General features: G+C 61.6%; 15 protein-coding genes. 10 read left to right on the top strand and 5 right to left on the bottom strand.

Going from position 1 to position 16,754, the window contains the following annotated elements; translation table 11 throughout:
* Nucleotides 1–279 precede the first annotated feature (279 nt).
* Nucleotides 280–654, bottom strand: a complete 375-nt coding sequence (locus ASD58_RS13435) for a VOC family protein (RefSeq protein ID WP_057261669.1) — start codon at nucleotides 652–654, stop codon at nucleotides 280–282.
* Nucleotides 655–708: 54 nt separating this feature from the next.
* Here ASD58_RS13435 and ASD58_RS13430 point away from each other — a divergent pair, with 54 nt between their 5' ends.
* Nucleotides 709–1,164: a MarR family winged helix-turn-helix transcriptional regulator gene (locus ASD58_RS13430; protein ID WP_057261668.1), complete on the top strand. Its 456-nt coding sequence runs from the start codon at nucleotides 709–711 to the stop codon at nucleotides 1,162–1,164.
* A gap of 15 nt (nucleotides 1,165–1,179) precedes the next feature.
* On the opposite strand, the gene ASD58_RS13425 is transcribed toward ASD58_RS13430, so the two are convergent.
* Entirely contained in the window at nucleotides 1,180–1,833 is a 654-nt protein-coding gene (locus ASD58_RS13425; RefSeq protein ID WP_057261667.1) for a DUF6445 family protein, read from the bottom strand.
* A gap of 154 nt (nucleotides 1,834–1,987) precedes the next feature.
* On the opposite strand from ASD58_RS13425, the gene ASD58_RS13420 reads away from it, so the two are divergent.
* Nucleotides 1,988–2,761 (top strand): trypsin-like serine protease, encoded by a 774-nt coding sequence (locus tag ASD58_RS13420; protein ID WP_057261666.1) that lies wholly within the window; start codon nucleotides 1,988–1,990, stop codon nucleotides 2,759–2,761.
* Nucleotides 2,762–2,845: 84 nt separating this feature from the next.
* On the top strand, nucleotides 2,846–5,698 hold the full coding sequence (locus tag ASD58_RS13415) for a PAS domain S-box protein (RefSeq protein ID WP_082565397.1): 2,853 nt from the start codon (nucleotides 2,846–2,848) through the stop codon (nucleotides 5,696–5,698).
* Here the strand turns inward: ASD58_RS13415 and ASD58_RS13410 are convergent.
* Entirely contained in the window at nucleotides 5,695–6,477 is a 783-nt protein-coding gene (locus ASD58_RS13410) for an EAL domain-containing protein (protein WP_057261664.1), read from the bottom strand. The genes ASD58_RS13415 and ASD58_RS13410 overlap by 4 nt on opposite strands.
* A gap of 126 nt (nucleotides 6,478–6,603) precedes the next feature.
* Between ASD58_RS13410 and ASD58_RS13405 the strand changes: the two genes are divergently transcribed.
* Nucleotides 6,604–7,380, top strand: a complete 777-nt coding sequence (locus ASD58_RS13405) for a pseudouridine synthase (protein ID WP_057261663.1) — start codon at nucleotides 6,604–6,606, stop codon at nucleotides 7,378–7,380.
* On the opposite strand, the gene ASD58_RS13400 is transcribed toward ASD58_RS13405, so the two are convergent.
* Nucleotides 7,306–8,202, bottom strand: coding sequence for a 5'-nucleotidase (locus ASD58_RS13400; protein WP_057261662.1), 897 nt, complete (start codon nucleotides 8,200–8,202; stop codon nucleotides 7,306–7,308). The two genes, ASD58_RS13405 and ASD58_RS13400, sit on opposite strands and share 75 nt — an antisense overlap.
* Before the next feature lie 142 nt (nucleotides 8,203–8,344).
* On the opposite strand from ASD58_RS13400, the gene ASD58_RS13395 reads away from it, so the two are divergent.
* Nucleotides 8,345–8,551, top strand: coding sequence for a hypothetical protein (locus tag ASD58_RS13395; RefSeq protein WP_057261661.1), 207 nt, complete (start codon nucleotides 8,345–8,347; stop codon nucleotides 8,549–8,551).
* Between the two features lie 39 nt (nucleotides 8,552–8,590).
* On the top strand, nucleotides 8,591–9,604 hold the full coding sequence (locus ASD58_RS13390) for a YafY family protein (RefSeq protein ID WP_057261660.1): 1,014 nt from the start codon (nucleotides 8,591–8,593) through the stop codon (nucleotides 9,602–9,604).
* Here ASD58_RS13390 and ASD58_RS13385 read toward each other — a convergent pair.
* Entirely contained in the window at nucleotides 9,599–9,919 is a 321-nt protein-coding gene (locus tag ASD58_RS13385; RefSeq protein WP_057261659.1) for a hypothetical protein, read from the bottom strand. The genes ASD58_RS13390 and ASD58_RS13385 overlap by 6 nt on opposite strands.
* 145 nt (nucleotides 9,920–10,064) lie before the next feature.
* Between ASD58_RS13385 and ASD58_RS13380 the strand changes: the two genes are divergently transcribed.
* The 4 genes from ASD58_RS13380 to ASD58_RS13365 are packed head-to-tail and all read left to right on the top strand — an operon-like array spanning nucleotide 10,065 to nucleotide 16,749.
* Nucleotides 10,065–11,387: a BNR repeat-containing protein gene (locus tag ASD58_RS13380; RefSeq protein ID WP_082565396.1), complete on the top strand. Its 1,323-nt coding sequence runs from the start codon at nucleotides 10,065–10,067 to the stop codon at nucleotides 11,385–11,387.
* 28 nt (nucleotides 11,388–11,415) lie between these two features.
* Nucleotides 11,416–14,307, top strand: coding sequence for a TonB-dependent receptor (locus ASD58_RS13375; RefSeq protein ID WP_057261657.1), 2,892 nt, complete (start codon nucleotides 11,416–11,418; stop codon nucleotides 14,305–14,307).
* 17 nt (nucleotides 14,308–14,324) lie between these two features.
* The gene (locus ASD58_RS13370; protein WP_057261656.1) at nucleotides 14,325–15,455 is read left to right on the top strand and encodes a glycoside hydrolase family 88 protein; all 1,131 of its coding nucleotides are present in this window, start codon (nucleotides 14,325–14,327) and stop codon (nucleotides 15,453–15,455) included.
* A gap of 13 nt (nucleotides 15,456–15,468) precedes the next feature.
* Complete coding sequence (locus ASD58_RS13365) at nucleotides 15,469–16,749, top strand: DUF2264 domain-containing protein (RefSeq protein WP_057261655.1); 1,281 nt, start codon at nucleotides 15,469–15,471, stop codon at nucleotides 16,747–16,749.
* Nucleotides 16,750–16,754: the final 5 nt, after the last annotated feature.

Here is a 16,754-nt window from a genome sequence, read left to right as displayed (position 1 = left end):
GAAATAGTGAAAAGCCGCCCAGTGGGCGGCTTAGAAGGAGGTGTGCTCCCCGCGAAAGGGCGGCACGCCTGGGCATCAAAGGCGAAGGCCCTGCAGGATCATCATGATGACTTGTTGAGTCACCCAAACGAATAATTTCACCTGCCACATAGACTCAAGTTGTTGCATTAATTGCAAAAGAAAATTCTAGCAGTGACGCATTAATTTTTCTCGTTCTGTTGGATCGAATCTGGGAGCTGGGACAAAGAGATCTCGAGGAAGAAGTCCGCCCATCACGGCTTAAGCCCGGCCATGAAAGGTGATCGCATATCCATCCGGATCCGCCGTGACGAAAAAGCGGCCAAACGGGCCGTCGGCTGGCGGGCTGAGAATCGTGCCTCCACGCTTGACGATGAGATCATGCAGCGCATCGGCGTCGGTGCAGGCGATCCAAAGCACCATGCCCACGCCGAGCGGTCCGCTTTCGGGAAGTGGCCGCAAAGGCTCCCGCAATGCCAAGGTAATCGGCTCGGTCTTGAAAATGACCGCGCCGGGAGGGCAGTGCGCCGACGCTTCGAAGCCGAACACCTCGAGGTAAAACTTGCGTGATGCGGCCAGGTCGCGCACTTGCAGGGCGATGAAGTCAGGGCCAATTGGGGTTGCGATGGTTGTCATGCGAGCTCCGTTTCTGTAATATCAGTACCCTGATACTATTGTAAGGACCCTGATATGTCAACCGCGAAGCCGGCGCCTCGGAAAGGAGCTGACTGGATTGGCTATAACCTGAAAATTACGCAGCATCGGCTAAGGCAGCGCCTGGATGCTGAACTCGCGCGGCTCGGCATCACAGCGCCGCAGAATGCGGTCTTGCTTGCAGTTGCCGGGAATCCGCGCATCTCGAATGCTGATTTGGCGCGCGCGGCGTTCGTGACGCCGCAGACCATGCAGGGCATCCTCGTCAATCTCGAACGGGGCGGGTTGATTGTGCGAAGCCCGCACCCGGAGCATGGCCGGGTCATCATGACCGAGCTGACGGCAGCCGGTCAAAAGGCTGTTGCCGATGGGGCCAAAGCGGCCGACGTGGTGGAAAAGCAGATGCTCTCCAGGCTGTCGGCTGAAGAGGCCAGGCTGCTCTGTGACTTGCTCAAGCGCTGTGCTGCCGCCCTGGACGACGAATCCAACTAAGGGGCGGCGGCGCGCTCAGGCCATCCAGAAGAAAACAGCCGTCAGGCGTTTATCCAAGTGGTCGAAGCCGAAGTACCCGGTCGCTGAATGCACCAGGTTTGCCTTGTACAGCAGGATTCGGTTGAAGCGGTTCTCAACGCGCACGTCTTCCTGCCAGGCTTCCGGCGGCAGGCCCTTCACCTTCAGCGCTTCGCGCAGGTTGGCGTGCGGCGGCATGCACAGGTTGCCGCCCAGCGTGCCGTTTGGCTGGCGCTGGCGGTAGAACGACGTGCCGCAATCCGGATCGGGATCGGGCGTGAGGTAGATCACGCAGGCATAGCGGCATAGCTTGGTCGAATCGGTATGCGGTCGCGCGCCCGAATCCGGCATGCCGACCAACTGCGCGTAGTTGTGATTAAGCGAAGTGCCTTCGGGCGTCGCTTCCTGCCACAGGCGCTTGGCGCCGGTCATTTTCTTCACCCACGTTTCTACGAATTCGATCTCGGATGGCGTGAGCGCGTTTGGGGTGCGCTTGCCGGGCCAGGGTTCGTTGGCGTAGGGCGCGCCGAGCTCCCAGTAATCCTGGCCATAGCAGCGTTGTGCGATCTCTTGGGCGTTTGGCAGGAAGTCGTCCTGCACCCAGTAGTCACGGCCCAACTGGGGTTTGCGGTAAGGGAGGATAGGCAGCATGGCCGAGAGCGTAGCAAGAAAACAGCGTTTTAACGACTTCTTAACGTGCCTGTTGTGTTCAGATTGACACGCTGTTGCCGGCGGTTGCAAGATTTGCATGCAATATCGTCCATAACCGGGCCTCACGAGGGCCTCTACAAGGAGATGACGCACCATGATGAAGTCCACGCTTTCCCTTGCAGCGCTGGCCCTGCTGGCCGCCACCAATGCCCAGGCAATTACCTACGGGCAGGCCGACGGCAACAAGCACCCGCAGGTTGGCGCGCTGGTGGATTACGACAGCAAGGGCACGGCCTACGCTTTCTGCACCGGCACCATGATCAGCCCGACCGTCATGCTGACGGCAGCGCACTGCAATCCCGGCGTGTCGGCGGTGAAAGTCACATTCGACAGCAAGGTCCTGAATTCGGCGGTGATGTACGTGGGCCAGTATCACCCCCATCCCGAATACCGCCAGCAGCAGAACGATCCGCATGATATTGCCGTGATCGTGTTCGACCAGCCGATTCCCGCCGTGGCACCGGCCAGGTTGCCGACGCTGGGCTTGTTCGACACCTTGAAGAATAACGGCTTGCTGGCCAATACCAGCTACACGGCAGTAGGTTTCGGCGGCCAGGAGCGCAGTTTCGACGGCAAGGGCGGCTGGACCATCGCTTACCAGGACTCGCGTGAATGGTCGGTGTCGGCCTTTGGTGCGCTGAACGATAGCTGGCTGCGCTTGTCGCAGAACAATGCCACCGGGAATGGCGGCACCTGCTACGGCGACTCCGGCGGCCCCAATTTCTTCGGCAGCGGCAGCGGCGAAACCAGGATGATTGCGGGAACGACCATCACGGGTGATACGCCCTGTGTGCAAAGCAATGTGATCTACCGCCTCGATACGCAATCAGCGCGAGCGTTCCTGGCAGGCTTTGTGGCGTTGCCTTAACCGCGAGGCCTTGTCCGTGGCGTGCCCGGTTCGGCGATTCTTGTATGATGGCCCGAGCTACCGTTCCTTACCGGGCCAAGTTCCATGGTGGAGTCAAGCGTTGCATTGGTAGAGCTGATTCCTTGCGCTGCGATGCTGTACTCCGGCGCAGGACAGATTCTTGCCGCCAACCGGATGTTCTGCGAACTGGTCGGCTATACGCCGGACGAGCTTGCACGCCGGCACGTTTCGGACCTGGCCGCCAGCAGCGAGCGGCAACTCGACGATGCAGTCTGGCTCACTGAACTCCTGACCAAGGACGGACAGGCAATCCAATGCGAAGTGTCGCGCAAGTGCCTGAACGGAAGCGGGCCGCTGCGATGCTTGGCGCTCATGCGCAAGTTCACCGAGCAAAGCGATAGCGAACTTATCCTGCATGCGATTGATGAGGGCTTTGTCCTTCTCGATCGTGATTTTCGCATCCAACGCATCAACGACGAAGCCTTGCGCATTGATGGCCGTCCGCGCGAAGCCTTCATCGGCAAGACACATTGGGAAGCCTGGCCAGGATCGGAACAGCTACCGATTGCAGACGCGTATCGCAAGGCAATGCGTCAACGCATGCCCGCCGCGATCGAACAGGTCTACCAGCATAACGGCCAGGACATGTGGCTTGAGGCGCGGGCATTCCCGGTTGAAGACGGCCTGGCGATCTTCTACCGCAATATTACCGCCCGCAAGCAGGCTGAAAGCACCATTCGCGAAAGCGAAGCGAAATTCCGCACCATTGCCGACGCAATGCCGCAGATCGTCTGGTCGGCGCGGCCAGACGGCTTTCACGATTATTTCAACCACCAGTGGTACGACTATACCGGCGTGCCGGAAGACCTGGCCTTTGGCGACGCTTGGTCAGGATTGTTCTATGCCGACGATGTGCCGTTGATGGAATCGCGCTGGCAACATAGCCTGGCTACCGGCGAGCCGTATGAAGTCGAATTCCGCCTGCGGCACCGGTCCGGCGAATACCGCTGGGCGCTCGCGCGTGCGCTGCCGGTGCGGGATGAGCATGGCGAGATCGTGCGGTGGATGGGTACCTCGACTGATATCCACGAGAGCATGGCCATGCGCGCCGCCTTGCGTGACACGCAAACGCGACTGGAGTCGGCATTGAACGCGGCCGAAATCGGGACCTGGACCTGGGATATCCAACCGGACCGGGTGTACTCGGACAGCAACCTGGCCGCCATGTTCGGCGTCTCCGCGGAAGTGGCGAACGGTGGCCCGATCGATGCCTATTATGCGGTCCTGCATCCGGACGATGTGGGCACGGTCCGGGCCAGCATCGGCAGGTCGCTGGCTTCCGGCGAACCCTATCGCGAGAGTTTCCGTGTGATGCGGGCAGACGGCAGCATTCGCTACATGCAGGGCAGGGGCGTGGTTGCGACCGATGCCGAAGGCAAGCCGTTGCGCATGTCCGGGGCTGTGCTTGATGTCACGCGCCAGCAACTGGCGGAAGAAGCGTTGAAGTCCAGCGAGCTGACTTTCCGCACCTTGGCCGACAATATTCCGCAACTGGCGTGGATGGCGGACAGCGGCGGCTACATCTTCTGGTACAACAACCGCTGGTTTGAATACACCGGAATGACGCATGAGGAGATGCAGGGCTGGGGGTGGTCGACGGTGCATCATCCGGATCACCTCGCGCGCGTGGTGGCTTTATACAAGAAGAAGATCGTCGAAGAGCAGAGCGTATGGGAAGACACCTTTCCGCTGCGCGGAGCGGATGGCCAGTACCGCTGGTTCCTGTCGCGCGCTGTGCCGATCCGCGATGAAGATGGCCGTGTCGTGCGCTGGCTCGGCACCAACACCGACATCACCTTGCAGCGCGAGGCCGACCAGCGCAAGGATGATTTCCTGGCGCTGCTGGCGCATGAATTGCGCAATCCGCTGGCGCCAATCAGCACTGCTGCGCAGCTCTTGAAAATGGGCGGGCGAAATCCCGAATACGTCCAGCGTTCCACGGAGATCATCGATCGCCAGGTCAAGCACATGTCGGAGCTGGTTGATGACCTGATGGACGTGTCGCGCGTCACGCGCGGCCTGGTGTCGATCGAGAAAGAAGATGTGGCTATTTCGGAAGTCGTTGCCAGGGCGGTCGAGCAATCGCGGCCTTTGATCGAGTCCCGCAACCAGCAGTTGGTCCTGGATATACGTGACGACGGCGCGAGCGTGCTGGGGGACGATACCCGGTTGGTGCAAGTGCTGGCCAATCTGTTGAATAATTCGGCCAAATATACACAGCAGGGTGGCCGCATTGTGCTGGCGGTGGAGACGCGCGACGGGCACGTCGTCCTCAGCGTTGGCGACAACGGCGTGGGCATGGATGCCGACTTGCTGCCGCGCGTCTTTGACCTCTTCGCGCAGGCAGAACTGACGCCGGACCGCCGTGGCGGCGGGCTTGGCCTCGGGCTGGCGCTGGTAAAAAGCATCGTGGCGCTCCACGCAGGGCAGATCAATGCCGCCAGCGCCGGCCGCGGCAAGGGCAGCACGTTTACCGTTACGCTGCCGCTGATGCAGCATGACAGTGCCGCGCGGCCTTTGCAGATCCTGCTGGTTGACCGCGCCGATGACGGAGATGAGGCGCTGCCTGCAGCGCTGGAGGCGGAAGGGCATATGGTGGCCTTGTGCGCCGACGAACCAAGTGCGCTCGAAACGGCACGCGACCTGCATCCCGACGCAGTCCTGATCAGGACCGATATGCCGGGGGTGGAAGGCTATGAGCTTGCGCGGCAATTACGGGCGCTGCACCCCGACGAGCAGGCGACCTATATCGCCCTGAGCGACTCGGACCAGTCTCACGACAAGGTGATTGCGCGCGGTGCTGGCTTCGATCATCTGCTGGAGCGGCCCGTAGCCATGGGATCGCTGCGCAGGATCCTGCCGACAGAGCATCATTAGGCCGCCAGGCGCTCGGTGCCGCGTTTGGCGTTGTCCTGCACCATTACCTGCGCGCCGGTGCGGGCGACGGCTTCGCGCAAGGCAGGGGTATCGTCCTTGACCAGGATTTCCACGTTCAGCGCGGCGGCTTGGGCCAGCACGTTCGTCAGGTCGGCGGAAGTGGCGTCGTGCAGGCTGGCGATGCGTACCGCGTCCACCCGGGCGTGGCTGAACACGGAGGGAAGCTGGATCGCGGCGGCGACCTTCACCGAGATGCGGAAGCCGTTGCGGCGGTAGTTGTCCGCGACGTAGTTCAGCATCCAGTTCTGGCGCGCGTTCACAGCCGGCAGTTGCAACACGATTTGCCCAAGCGGCAGGCCTAGCGAATCGAGAATGCGGCGGAAGGCCATGCCGTGATTGCTGCTGACGGCGCTGAGCAGGCGGTCATGCACGTTCAGGTGCAGGGTGCGCGCACCCAGGTCTTCGCTGCGGAAAAAGTTGATGGCGTGGAGCGTGCGGCACAGGCGGTCCAACGCTACCGATTCGTCGTCGCTGGCTGCGCCGTCGAGGTAAGTCCAGACGGGAAGGCCGCGGTCTTCTTCCGTCACGCCGCGCACGCGGCCGGCATAGGCGGTGATGGTGCCGCTACCGAGCTCGCGGATCGGCAGGAAGGAGCTACCCAGCCAGCAGTTGAAGATATGGCCTTGCACTTCGCCGTCGCCGCTTTGGCGCAGGCTGCTGGAGGGCGTTTCGCCGGTCGCAAGACGCTCCAGGTAGGCATTCAAGGCTGGATAGCTCATTGTGGGCTCCTCGGGGTGACGTGGGAGCCCAGTCTACGCCGCAGCCATCGCACAAGTGAACGAAGGTTTCTACATATCCAATTACACAATACTCAGAAGGAGGCTTGTGGGAGAATACCGCCTGCAATGAAACAGAACCCCCTCACAGAAATCTACCGCGACGAATGGCTGCTGGCGGTGCACAAGCCGGCCGGGCTGCTGGTGCATCGCAGTCCGATCGATCCGCATGAAACCGAATTCGCCTTGCAATATGCGCGCGAGATGAATGGCGGCGAATACGTGTATGCCGTGCATCGGCTGGACCGGCCCACCTCCGGCTTGCTGGTGTTTGCGCGCGACCAGCAAACGGCCAGTGTGCTCGGCAAGGCGTTCATGGCGGGCCAGGTGCATAAGCGCTACCTCGCCATGGTGCGTGGCTGGGCCCCGGAAGCGGGCCTTATCGACCATCCGCTACGCGAGGAACCGGAAGACCGCCGCTGCAAGCACGAGGAAGCGCCGATACGCGAAGCGTTGACGCGTTACCGCAGGCTGGCGACGACCGAGATTCCGGTCGCCATCGAGGGCTACAGCAGCAGCCGCTACAGCCTGGTGGAGCTGTTTCCTGAAACTGGCCGCCGCCACCAGTTGCGGCGGCACATGAAGCACATCAGCCATCCGATCATCGGCGATGCGAATCACGGGCGCGGTCGGCATAACCGCTATTTCGCCGAGCGCTTCGGCTTTGGTCGCCTGATGCTGGCGGCAGTCGGCATGTCGTTCAAGCATCCGGTGAGCGGCGAGCCGTTGGAGCTCAGTGCCGCACCGGAAGCCAGCTTCCTCCAGGTGCTGTCAATTTTCCCCGGCGACTGCGGCATTCGCGATGCCGTAGGGGACGTGCCCGGTTGGGACGAATTCGCGCGCTGAATCGCAATGCATGGTCTGGTCGTCGAAGAAGATGTCGGCGCCAAAGGCCTTGAGGAAGGCGCCCTTCGGCATCCCGCCTAGGAATAGCGCTTCGTCGATACGGATATCCCAGGCACGCAAGGTGCGGATCACGCGTTCGTGCGCTGGCGCCGAACGGGCCGTGACCAGTGCGGTGCGGATCGGCGCGTCATCGGCGCCGTGCGCCGCCTGGATCGCGTGCAGGGCGCCGAGGAAGTTCTTGAACGGGCCGCCCGGCATCGGATCGCGCGCGGCTTCCCTTTCATTGCGGGCAAAGGCGTCCAGGCCAAGCTGCTTGTAAATGCGCTCGGAATCGTCGGAGAACAGCACGGCGTCGCCGTCGAAGGCAATGCGCAACTGGCCGCTGTCGTCTTCGCGGTGCGAGGGCAGGATGGTGGCTGCGGCGTGGCCCTGGGCCAGCGATTCGCGCACGTCGTCCGGGTTGGTGGACAGGAACAGCTGCGCGCCGAAAGCTTCCACATAACGGTGGGTACTGGCGCCGGAGCAGAAGGCGGCACGCTTGATGTCGAGCTGGTAGTGCTCGATGGAGTTGAAAATGCGGATGCCGGTGTCGGCGCTGTTGCGCGACAGGAGCACAACTTCCACCAGCGGCGAGGCGGGCGCACCCTTGTTCAGGGCCAGCAGCTTGCGCACCAGGTTGAAGGCGGGGCCGGGTTCCAGCAGCACATGTTCGTTCTCGCGCTGGTGGGCGCAATACGCTGCAACACCCTGGGATTCGAAGATGGCGTGGCTCTCGTCCAGCTGGAACAGGGCCCGCGATGAAATAGCAACGACTAGCTTCATGTTTCCTCCTTGCGCTTATTGTCGCAGACGCTGCGACAGATTGTGTCGCACGGCATGCGACATATGCTGTCGCACTGGCGGCAAATACTGCTGCATCTTCAGTCATGACAGGAGGTGCAGTTTGGGAGAAGGAAAATTCACCATGAACGACATCGCAGGGGCCATCGATTTCGTGCGTGGGCTGAACGCGGCGCGCGGCGGTTTGCTGGCTTGCCCGGTGTCGCGCTTGCAGGTCCGTTTCCGGCTGGGCTACCGGAGTGCCTGCGAGCTGGCCGGGCGGCTGGAAGAACTGGATGTGTGGGAGATCGTCGTCACGCCAAGCGGATTGCGGGGCGCGCGGATTAAATAATTGCTACAATGAAACTTTGATAACCCAGCATTTACCCGGATGGCTTCCAAAGATTCCATGTTCCGACAGTGGAATATGCTGCGGCTGGTGCCGCGCGCACCACTGAGCATTACGGCTGCCGAGATTACCGAGCGCCTGGCCCAGGCCGAATACCCGATCGACAAACGCACGGTCGAACGCGACCTGAAGGCGCTGGAATCGCTGTTCCCGCTGCTGGTCGATGAATCGGCCAAGCCATTCAAGTGGAGCTGGCGGCGCGATGGTGCGATCTTCAGCCTGCCTGGCATGTCGGTGCCGGAAGCGTTGACCTTGACGATGGTGGAGCAGCACCTGCAGCGGCAACTTCCGCCATCGACCCTGGACGCCTTGCAACCGCACTTTTCCGCTGCCGCACAGACCCTTGCGGCGATCGACGATCGCACGCAAACCAAGGCCTGGCTGGGCAAGGTGCGCAGCATCCCGTCGGCGCAGCCGCTGCTGCCGGCGGAAGTGGATGAACAATGCCAGCGCACCGTCTATGACGCGCTGATGAAGGACCGCCAGCTCAAGCTGCATTACCAGAAACGCGACGGCAGTGCGTTGACGGTCTATGAAGCAGTGCATCCGCTGGCCATCGTGCAGAAGGCTGGTACGGTCTACCTGGTCTGCATGTTTTCGGATTACGAAGATGCGCGCACCATTGCGTTGCATCGCGTGAAGCAAGCCGAAATGCTGTACCTGGAGGCGCGCCGCAAGGCGGGCTTCGATATCGATGCCTTCATCGCGCAGGGGCAGTTCGGCATTGCGAATGGCGGCGAGATCCGGCTGCAGGCAGTCTTTGCGCGGGCGGCAGGCGAACACCTGGCAGAAACGCCGTTGAGCAAGGACCAGGTGCTGTACAGTGAATCGGCCGACCATCTGCGGCTGATCGCCACCGTACCGCGTACCAGGGCGCTGACCTGGTGGTTGCTGGGCTTCGGCGATGGCGTGGTGGTTCACGAACCGGCGGATCTGCGGGAAGAAATCAAACAGACCGCGCAGCGCATGGCTGCGGCATACCAGGACAAGTCATGAGCGGCGGCGAGGCGGCTTGCCGCGCAGCCGCCGCCACAGGCCGATCAGCCATTCGATGAAGGCCGCCATCGGCTTGCGCAGGAGAGGAATGTCGTAGGACAGCAGCAGCAAGCCGACTGGTACATCTTCCACGCCAACCACCGGCATATACGGTGCCAGTATCCCCACGGCGATCAGCGCCAGGGCGAGGGGAATCCGCACCCAGCGTGCGCGGTCCGAGCGCGCCCACTCGATGAAGCGCTTCGCCTTGCCCGGCACTTCATGCTCGAGGTCATCGACCGCATGGTCGAGTTGACGTTTCCCTTCCTTAGCCATGTGGCCATGGTACTGCGCCTCGGCCTTGCGGCGCGCCCGGTTTAAGGTATATCGTTTTGATCTAGAAATAGCGAAAGAATATATACGTTCTGCATTTCGATTTCCCTAGAATAGTTTCGGCTTCATTAATGATTGCTACGAAACCATGAAATCTATTGCGAGGAAATGGAAGGCAATGGCTGCGGCGATGCTCGCCGTGCTATGCATTCCGGCCGCGCAGGCGATCGACGTGAAACAATCCACCATTGGCCCGGGATGGGCCAATAATTCGGTCAACGTGACCGTATTCCGCAAGAATTCCCTCGTTACGCATGACGGCGTGCAGTACGCCGCCTATTACGATGCGGCGCGCTACGTGGTGCTTGCCAAGCGCCCTGTGGGCGGCAGCGACTGGATTGTGCAGCGCAGCCAGTACCAGGGCAAGGCCGAGGACGCGCATAACGGCATCAGCATCATGGTCGACGGCGCAGGCTACCTGCACGTGGCGTGGGATCATCACGACAACCCATTGCGCTATGCCCGCAGCACGGCGCCGGGCGAGCTGGCTCTGGGCGCGCAGCAGTCCATGGTGGGGCGCGATGAACAAGCCGTGAGCTATCCCGAGTTTTACCGCCTGCCGGATGGCGGCCTGCTATTCCTGTATCGCGATGGCGCCTCGGGGCGCGGTAACCTGGTGATGAACCGCTATCACCCCGCCAGCGCAAAGTGGGAGCGCCTGCAGGACAAACTGATCGACGGCGAGGGGCAGCGCAACGCTTATTGGCAGGCGCACGCCGACAGCCGTGGCGTGCTGCACCTGTCCTGGGTGTGGCGTGAATCGCCGGACGTGGCGAGCAACCATGACCTGGCCTACGCCCGCTCGCGCGACGGAGGCAAGAGCTGGGAGCATGCCGATGGAACGCCGTACAGGCTTCCCATTACCGCGGCCAGCGCGGAATATGCCTTGCGCATCCCGCAGCGCAGTGAGTTGATCAACCAGACTTCGATGGCCGCCGATAGTAAAGGCCATCCTTATATCGCCACCTACTGGCGGGATCCGGGCAACGCGATTCCCCAGTATCGCGTGGTATTCCATACGGGGCAGCGCTGGGAAGCGCGCACCCTGCCGCTGCACAAGACAGCATTCAGCCTGTCTGGCGGCGGTACGAAACGTATTCCGATGGCACGGCCGCAGCTGCTGCTGGCCGACAGGGGCGGCCTGCTGGTATTTCGCGACGAAGAGCGCGGCAGCAGGGTGTCGGTCGCCGTCATCAGGGATTTCCAGTCTTTCCAGTGGTCTGTGCGCGACTTGTCCGAAACCTCGGTTGGCGAATGGGAACCGACTTTCGACAGCGAGTTGTGGAAATCGCGCGGCATCCTGAGCCTGTTCGTTCAGAAGGTGGCGCAAGTGGACGGGGAGGGCGTTGCGCAGCGGCCGGCAGAGCCTGTGCGTGTGCTTGACTGGGAGGTGTCAAAGCAGTTTCGCTAAATAAGAAGTCAAAAATGGAGACATAAAAATGAGGAAGAAAGTACTGGCAACGCTGGTGCCATTGGCATTGGCTGCCGCATATGGCACTGGGGCCATGGCGCAGGAAGCGGCAGAAGCACCGGTGACTCCAGCAGCACCGGCTGCACCTGCGGCGGCTGCATCGGGCGATGTTGCCGCCAACGTGGATGCGGCGAATACCGTGGTGGTGACGGGATTCCGTTCCAGCCTGCAGAAGGCCTTGAACCTGAAAGCCCAGGCGATTGGCGTGCGCGATTCCATCGTTGCGGAAGATATCGGCAAGTTCCCCGAATCGAATGTGGCGGAATCGCTGCAGCGCGTGCCCGGCATTATCCTGAACCGCGATGAAAGCTCGGCCGAGGGACAGCGCATCTCGATCCGCGGCTTGCCGACCGAGTATTCCGTCACCACCCTGAACGGGGCGCCGGTGAATACCACCAGTACTGGTTCCATCGGCAACGCAGCGCGCGGCTTCAACTATGATGTGTTCGCGTCCGAACTGTTTGGCCGCGTCGACTTCTTCAAGTCGCCACTGGCCGAATTGCCGGAAGGCGGCATGGGCGGCGTGGTGGACCTGCAGTCGCCACGCCCGTTCGACAATCCCAAAGGCGCGGTGCGGTATTCGGTAACGGCTGCGTACAACACCATGTCCGAGAAGACCGATCCGGCTGCCTTCGGCCTGTTCTCGAAAACCTGGGGCAACTGGGGTTTCCTGGTCGGCGGTGCGCATTCGAAGGCGATGAACAACCGCTCCGGCTTCGAGGCGACCGGCGGCTATAACAGCTCGGCACGCGGCAGCAAGACTCCTGTGCAGGGCAACTTCGCGATGCAGCTCGACTACGACGATCCGCGCGCCAACCTGTCCGGCTACACGCGCGACCAGGTGGACAATGCGCTGCTGCCGCGCATCTACCGCTTCTACGGTTCTTCCAATGACCGCAGCCGCGACGGGCTGGTATCCTCGTTGCAGTACAAGGATGACCGGCTGAATATCAGCCTCGATACCATGTACTCCAAGCTGAAAAACTCGCGCGACGAACTGTATTACGGCATCCTGATCCGCAACAGCAAGACCACCAACCCGAGTGCGCCGCCCGGCACCGCCGGTCATAATGGACTGGTGCCGATCAACGTCCACATCGACCCCGGTTCAAACCTGTTGACCGGCACCTTCGGCAATACCTCCTACAGCAGCGGCGTCACCTACAGCGAGGACGAAACGAAGTTCAGCTATGCGGCGCTGAACGCGAACTGGAAGGCCACGGACAGGCTGGCGCTGACCGCGCAGCTGAGCGCCAATAGCAGTAAGGCGCAAAGCTACCAGGACACCTTGTCCGGCCAGATTTTCGGCATTACTTCGACCATCGACTACGGCAGCGACCACGTATATCCATCGCTCTCTTCGACCAGCGATTACCTGAACCCGGCCAATTACTCCGGCTTTGGCATCGGCACCGGCCTGACGCGGGAAACCGATCGTGGCCGCCAGGGCCGCGTGATCGCGGACTGGGACTATAAGCTGTGGGGCGACTGGACCGGCCACCTGAAAACGGGCCTGGTGTACGTGGAAACCGAGAAGGGCGTCCACAAGCGCAATGCTACGTCGGACATGACGACCAAGCTGAATAGCATGGGCAACGCCGGCCTGCGCCAGGGCATGGTGTTCGACCTGCCGATCAGCAACCTGGACATGGGAGACGGCTGGCCGCACCGCTTCGGCACCTTCACGCGCAACTACACCTACTCGACCTTCGACCCGCTGGCCTACAACACCGAAGCCACGTTCACGCCGGCGCAAAGCTTCACCGCGACGGAAAAGGTGACTTCGGGCTTTGTGCAGTCCGACTTCAAAGGCGAGGTGCTGGGACATGGCTTGCGGATCAATGCCGGCGTGCGCTATTCCCGCACCGAGCTCGATATCGACAACTTCAAGAAAACCGGCGCGGGCGGTACCTACCAGCCTAACCAGGAAAATGGCTCGTACCACAATATGCTGCCGGCAGTCAGCGGCGCCTTCGACGTGACGGAGGACCTGATGTGGCGCGCGTCCTTCGGCAAAACGATTTCGCGTGCTTCGCTCTCGATCATCGCCGCGCAGACCGTGGTGCCGAATCCATTCGATAATTCGGCCACGGCGGGCAACCCGAACCTGCGCCCGCAGCAGTCGAAGAATATGGACACCAGTCTGGAATGGTACTTCCGCAAGGGCAGCCTGCTGTCGGCAGCGTACTTCCGCAAGGTACTGACCGATGCCACCGTGTCCAGCACGACCCAGACCACCTTTGGCGCATTGGGCTTGCCGGATACCGCGATGGGCGCGATCTTCTACGGCCCGGACGGCCGCGTGGACCCGAACCTGCCGATGACCTTGCGCACCTACAGCAATGCCGGCCGCCAGGTGTTGAAGGGCTACGAGCTGTCGTACCAGCAGGACTTCGACTTCCTGCCGGCGCCATACAAGGGCTTCGGCATGCTGGCCAGCTACACCCACATCGACCCCTTCAACAGCCAGAAGTGGATTACCAACGCGGGCAAGGAAATCGAGGTCAACTCGGTGCCGAAGTATGCTTACAGCACCACTGCCTATTATGAGACCGGCCCTTGGGCGGTTCGCTTCTCCTATAACTACAAGGGACGCAGCCTGCATGGGGACAATCCGAAGAATAACGGCGATGACCTGATCCGCTGGCGCGCGGCACGCGGTTACCTGGATGGGAATATCAGCTACAAGATCAACGACAACCTGGAACTTCGACTGGATGCGCTGAACCTGTCGAATACCCTGTCGTATGACTACTTCGAGGATGCCACCGGCCAGTACGGCAGCGGCAAGAAAACCCGCATGGACTACGCGAAGTATGACGGCCGGACCATCAAGATCGGCCTGCGCGGCAAGCTGTAACAAAGGGGCTCGAAAATATGAAGTTGATACATTCGGCACTGATCGTGTTGTTGGCCGCCTTGGGCGGCTGCGCTTCCACGCCGCCGCTGCCGCAGCGGCAGGAAGTCGTCGGCATCATCGACAAGGTCAACACCTATTGGCAAGCCAGGACGCCGGCGAAGGAGTGGTCGTTCTGGAACGTGGCGGCCTACCATACCGGCAATATGGAGGCTTACCGCATCACCGGCAACCAGGCTTACCTGAAGTACTCGCTGGAGTGGGCGCAGCATAACCAGTGGCAGGGCGCGAAATCCACCGACAGGAGCCAGTGGAAGCTGACCTATGGCGAGACCGACGACCATGTGCTGTTTGGCGACTGGCAGATCTGCTTCCAGACTTACGCGGATCTCTACCAGCTCGACAAGGATCCGGCCCGCATCGCTCGCGCCCGGGAGGTGATGGAATACCAGATGTCCACCCCGCGCAACGATTACTGGTGGTGGGCGGATGGCTTGTATATGGTGATGCCGGTGATGACCAAGTTGTACAACATTAGCGGCAACCCGCAGTACCTGGAAAAGCTGCACGAGTATTTCCAGTACTCGAACAGCATCATGTACGACCAGGATGAGAAGCTGTATTACCGCGATGCGCGCTACGTATACCCGGCGCACAAGAGCATCAACGGCCGCAAGGACTTCTGGGCACGCGGGGATGGCTGGGTATTTGCGGGGTTGGCGAAGGTGCTGCACGAATTGCCGAAAGACGCCCCGCACCGCGAGGAATACGTGCGCAAGTTCCAGGGCATGGCAGCAGCGCTGAAAAAGGCGCAACAGGAGCAGGGCTACTGGACGCGCAGCCTGCTCGATCCGCAGCATGCTCCGGGACCTGAGACCAGCGGCACGGCGTTCTTCACATACGGCTACCTGTGGGGCATCAATAATGGTCTGCTGGACCGGACCGAGTATGCGCCGGTCGCGCTCAAGGGCTGGGGCTACCTGACTAGCACTGCCTTGCAGCCGGACGGGAAGATCGGCTATGTGCAGCCGATCGGCGATCGCGCCATTCCGGGACAAGTGGTCGATCGGAATTCAACCTCGCACTTCGGCGTCGGCGCCTACCTGCTGGCGGCAGCCGAAATGGTGCGCTACATCGACAAGAACAAATAAAGGGGGCAGCAGGATGGAACGAAGAAAATTCATGCGCGGCGTGCTGGCGGGAGGCGCGGCGGCAGCCGCTGCCGCCTCGCCTGCGGTTGCTCTGTCGGCCGGCGCGGCTGCGGGCGCCGCAGCGGGAGCGCCTGGCGGCGACCGCGCCTATATGGTCGGCCTGCTGCAAAAGATGGCCGATCCAGTGCTGGCAAACATGGCCAGGGGCGAGCTGAAAAAGAAATTCGCATTGGAGCTCAGCCCTACCTGGGACGGCCGCGATCCAGGCGTGGCCTACCTGGAATGCTTCGGCCGCCTGATTGCCGGCGTGGCGCCCTGGCTGGCGCTTCCGGACGATGACAGCGCGGAAGGCCGCACGCGCAAGCGGCTGCGCGAACAGGCGCTGCAAAGCTACACCAACTCGGTCGATCCTAAATCGCCGGACTACCTGTTGTGGAAGGGGCCGGGCCAGACGCTGGTGGACTCCGCCTATTTCACCAATGCGCTGATGCGTGCGCCCAAAGCGTTGTGGGAGCCGTTGGACGCGACCACCAGGCAGCGCATCGTCGACGAAGTCAAGAGCTTGCGGCGCATCGAGCCGCCATACATCAACTGGATGCTGTTCGCGGCCATGAACGAAGCCTTCCTGCTATCCATCGGCGAACAGTACGACCCGATGCGCATGAACGTGGCGATCCGTAAAGTCAATGAATGGTATGTGGGCGATGGCTGGATCAAGGATGGTGAAGCCTTCCACTTCGACTACTACAATTCCTTCGTGATGTACCCGATGCTGGTGGAAATCCTGGAAGTGCTGGCGAAGGCAAATGGCCCGTTCTGGAACGGCAAGCCAGCCGATTTGCTGGCCCAGGCGCAGAAACGCATGCAGCGCTACGGCGAGCACCTGGAGCGCTTTATCTCGCCGCAGGGAACATTCCCTCCGATTGGCCGCTCGCTGACTTATCGCACGGCGGCCTTCCAGCCGCTGGCGCTGCTGGCCTGGCGCAAGCAGTTGCCGGCCAGCCTGCCGGAAGGGCAGGTGCGCGCGGCGCTGGCGAGCGTGCACAAGGCGATCTGGTCGGAGCCGGGCAATTTCACGAAGGATGGCTACCTGACCATCGGCTTTGCGGGCCACCAGCCGGAGCTGGGCGACTGGTACTCGAACAATGGCAGCATGTATATCGCCGCGTCGAGCTTCCTGGCGCTGGGGCTGCCGGCCGACGATTCCTATTGGACTTCGCCGGCGCAGGACTGGACGCAGAAGAAGGCCTTCGGGGGCAAGAAATTCCCGAAGGATTACCACGTCAGTTATTGAAAGGG

The organism is Duganella sp. Root1480D1 (assembly GCF_001427305.1).
In the GTDB taxonomy this organism is placed as follows: Bacteria; Pseudomonadota; Gammaproteobacteria; order Burkholderiales; family Burkholderiaceae_D; genus Rugamonas.
This window is presented reverse-complemented; position numbering and strand designations above follow the sequence as displayed.

Coding starts and splice junctions, on each gene's coding strand:
- ASD58_RS13400 (WP_057261662.1), bottom strand. CDS start 8,202: ATGAAGCTAGTCGTTGCTATTTCATCGCGGGCCCTGTTCCAGCTGGAC.
- ASD58_RS13365 (WP_057261655.1), top strand. CDS start 15,469: ATGGAACGAAGAAAATTCATGCGCGGCGTGCTGGCGGGAGGCGCGGCG.
- ASD58_RS13425 (WP_057261667.1), bottom strand. CDS start 1,833: ATGCTGCCTATCCTCCCTTACCGCAAACCCCAGTTGGGCCGTGACTAC.
- ASD58_RS13385 (WP_057261659.1), bottom strand. CDS start 9,919: ATGGCTAAGGAAGGGAAACGTCAACTCGACCATGCGGTCGATGACCTC.
- ASD58_RS13375 (WP_057261657.1), top strand. CDS start 11,416: ATGAGGAAGAAAGTACTGGCAACGCTGGTGCCATTGGCATTGGCTGCC.
- ASD58_RS13435 (WP_057261669.1), bottom strand. CDS start 654: ATGACAACCATCGCAACCCCAATTGGCCCTGACTTCATCGCCCTGCAA.
- ASD58_RS13405 (WP_057261663.1), top strand. CDS start 6,604: ATGAAACAGAACCCCCTCACAGAAATCTACCGCGACGAATGGCTGCTG.
- ASD58_RS13370 (WP_057261656.1), top strand. CDS start 14,325: ATGAAGTTGATACATTCGGCACTGATCGTGTTGTTGGCCGCCTTGGGC.
- ASD58_RS13380 (WP_082565396.1), top strand. CDS start 10,065: ATGAAATCTATTGCGAGGAAATGGAAGGCAATGGCTGCGGCGATGCTC.
- ASD58_RS13420 (WP_057261666.1), top strand. CDS start 1,988: ATGATGAAGTCCACGCTTTCCCTTGCAGCGCTGGCCCTGCTGGCCGCC.
- ASD58_RS13390 (WP_057261660.1), top strand. CDS start 8,591: ATGGCTTCCAAAGATTCCATGTTCCGACAGTGGAATATGCTGCGGCTG.
- ASD58_RS13430 (WP_057261668.1), top strand. CDS start 709: ATGTCAACCGCGAAGCCGGCGCCTCGGAAAGGAGCTGACTGGATTGGC.
- ASD58_RS13410 (WP_057261664.1), bottom strand. CDS start 6,477: ATGAGCTATCCAGCCTTGAATGCCTACCTGGAGCGTCTTGCGACCGGC.
- ASD58_RS13395 (WP_057261661.1), top strand. CDS start 8,345: ATGAACGACATCGCAGGGGCCATCGATTTCGTGCGTGGGCTGAACGCG.
- ASD58_RS13415 (WP_082565397.1), top strand. CDS start 2,846: ATGGTGGAGTCAAGCGTTGCATTGGTAGAGCTGATTCCTTGCGCTGCG.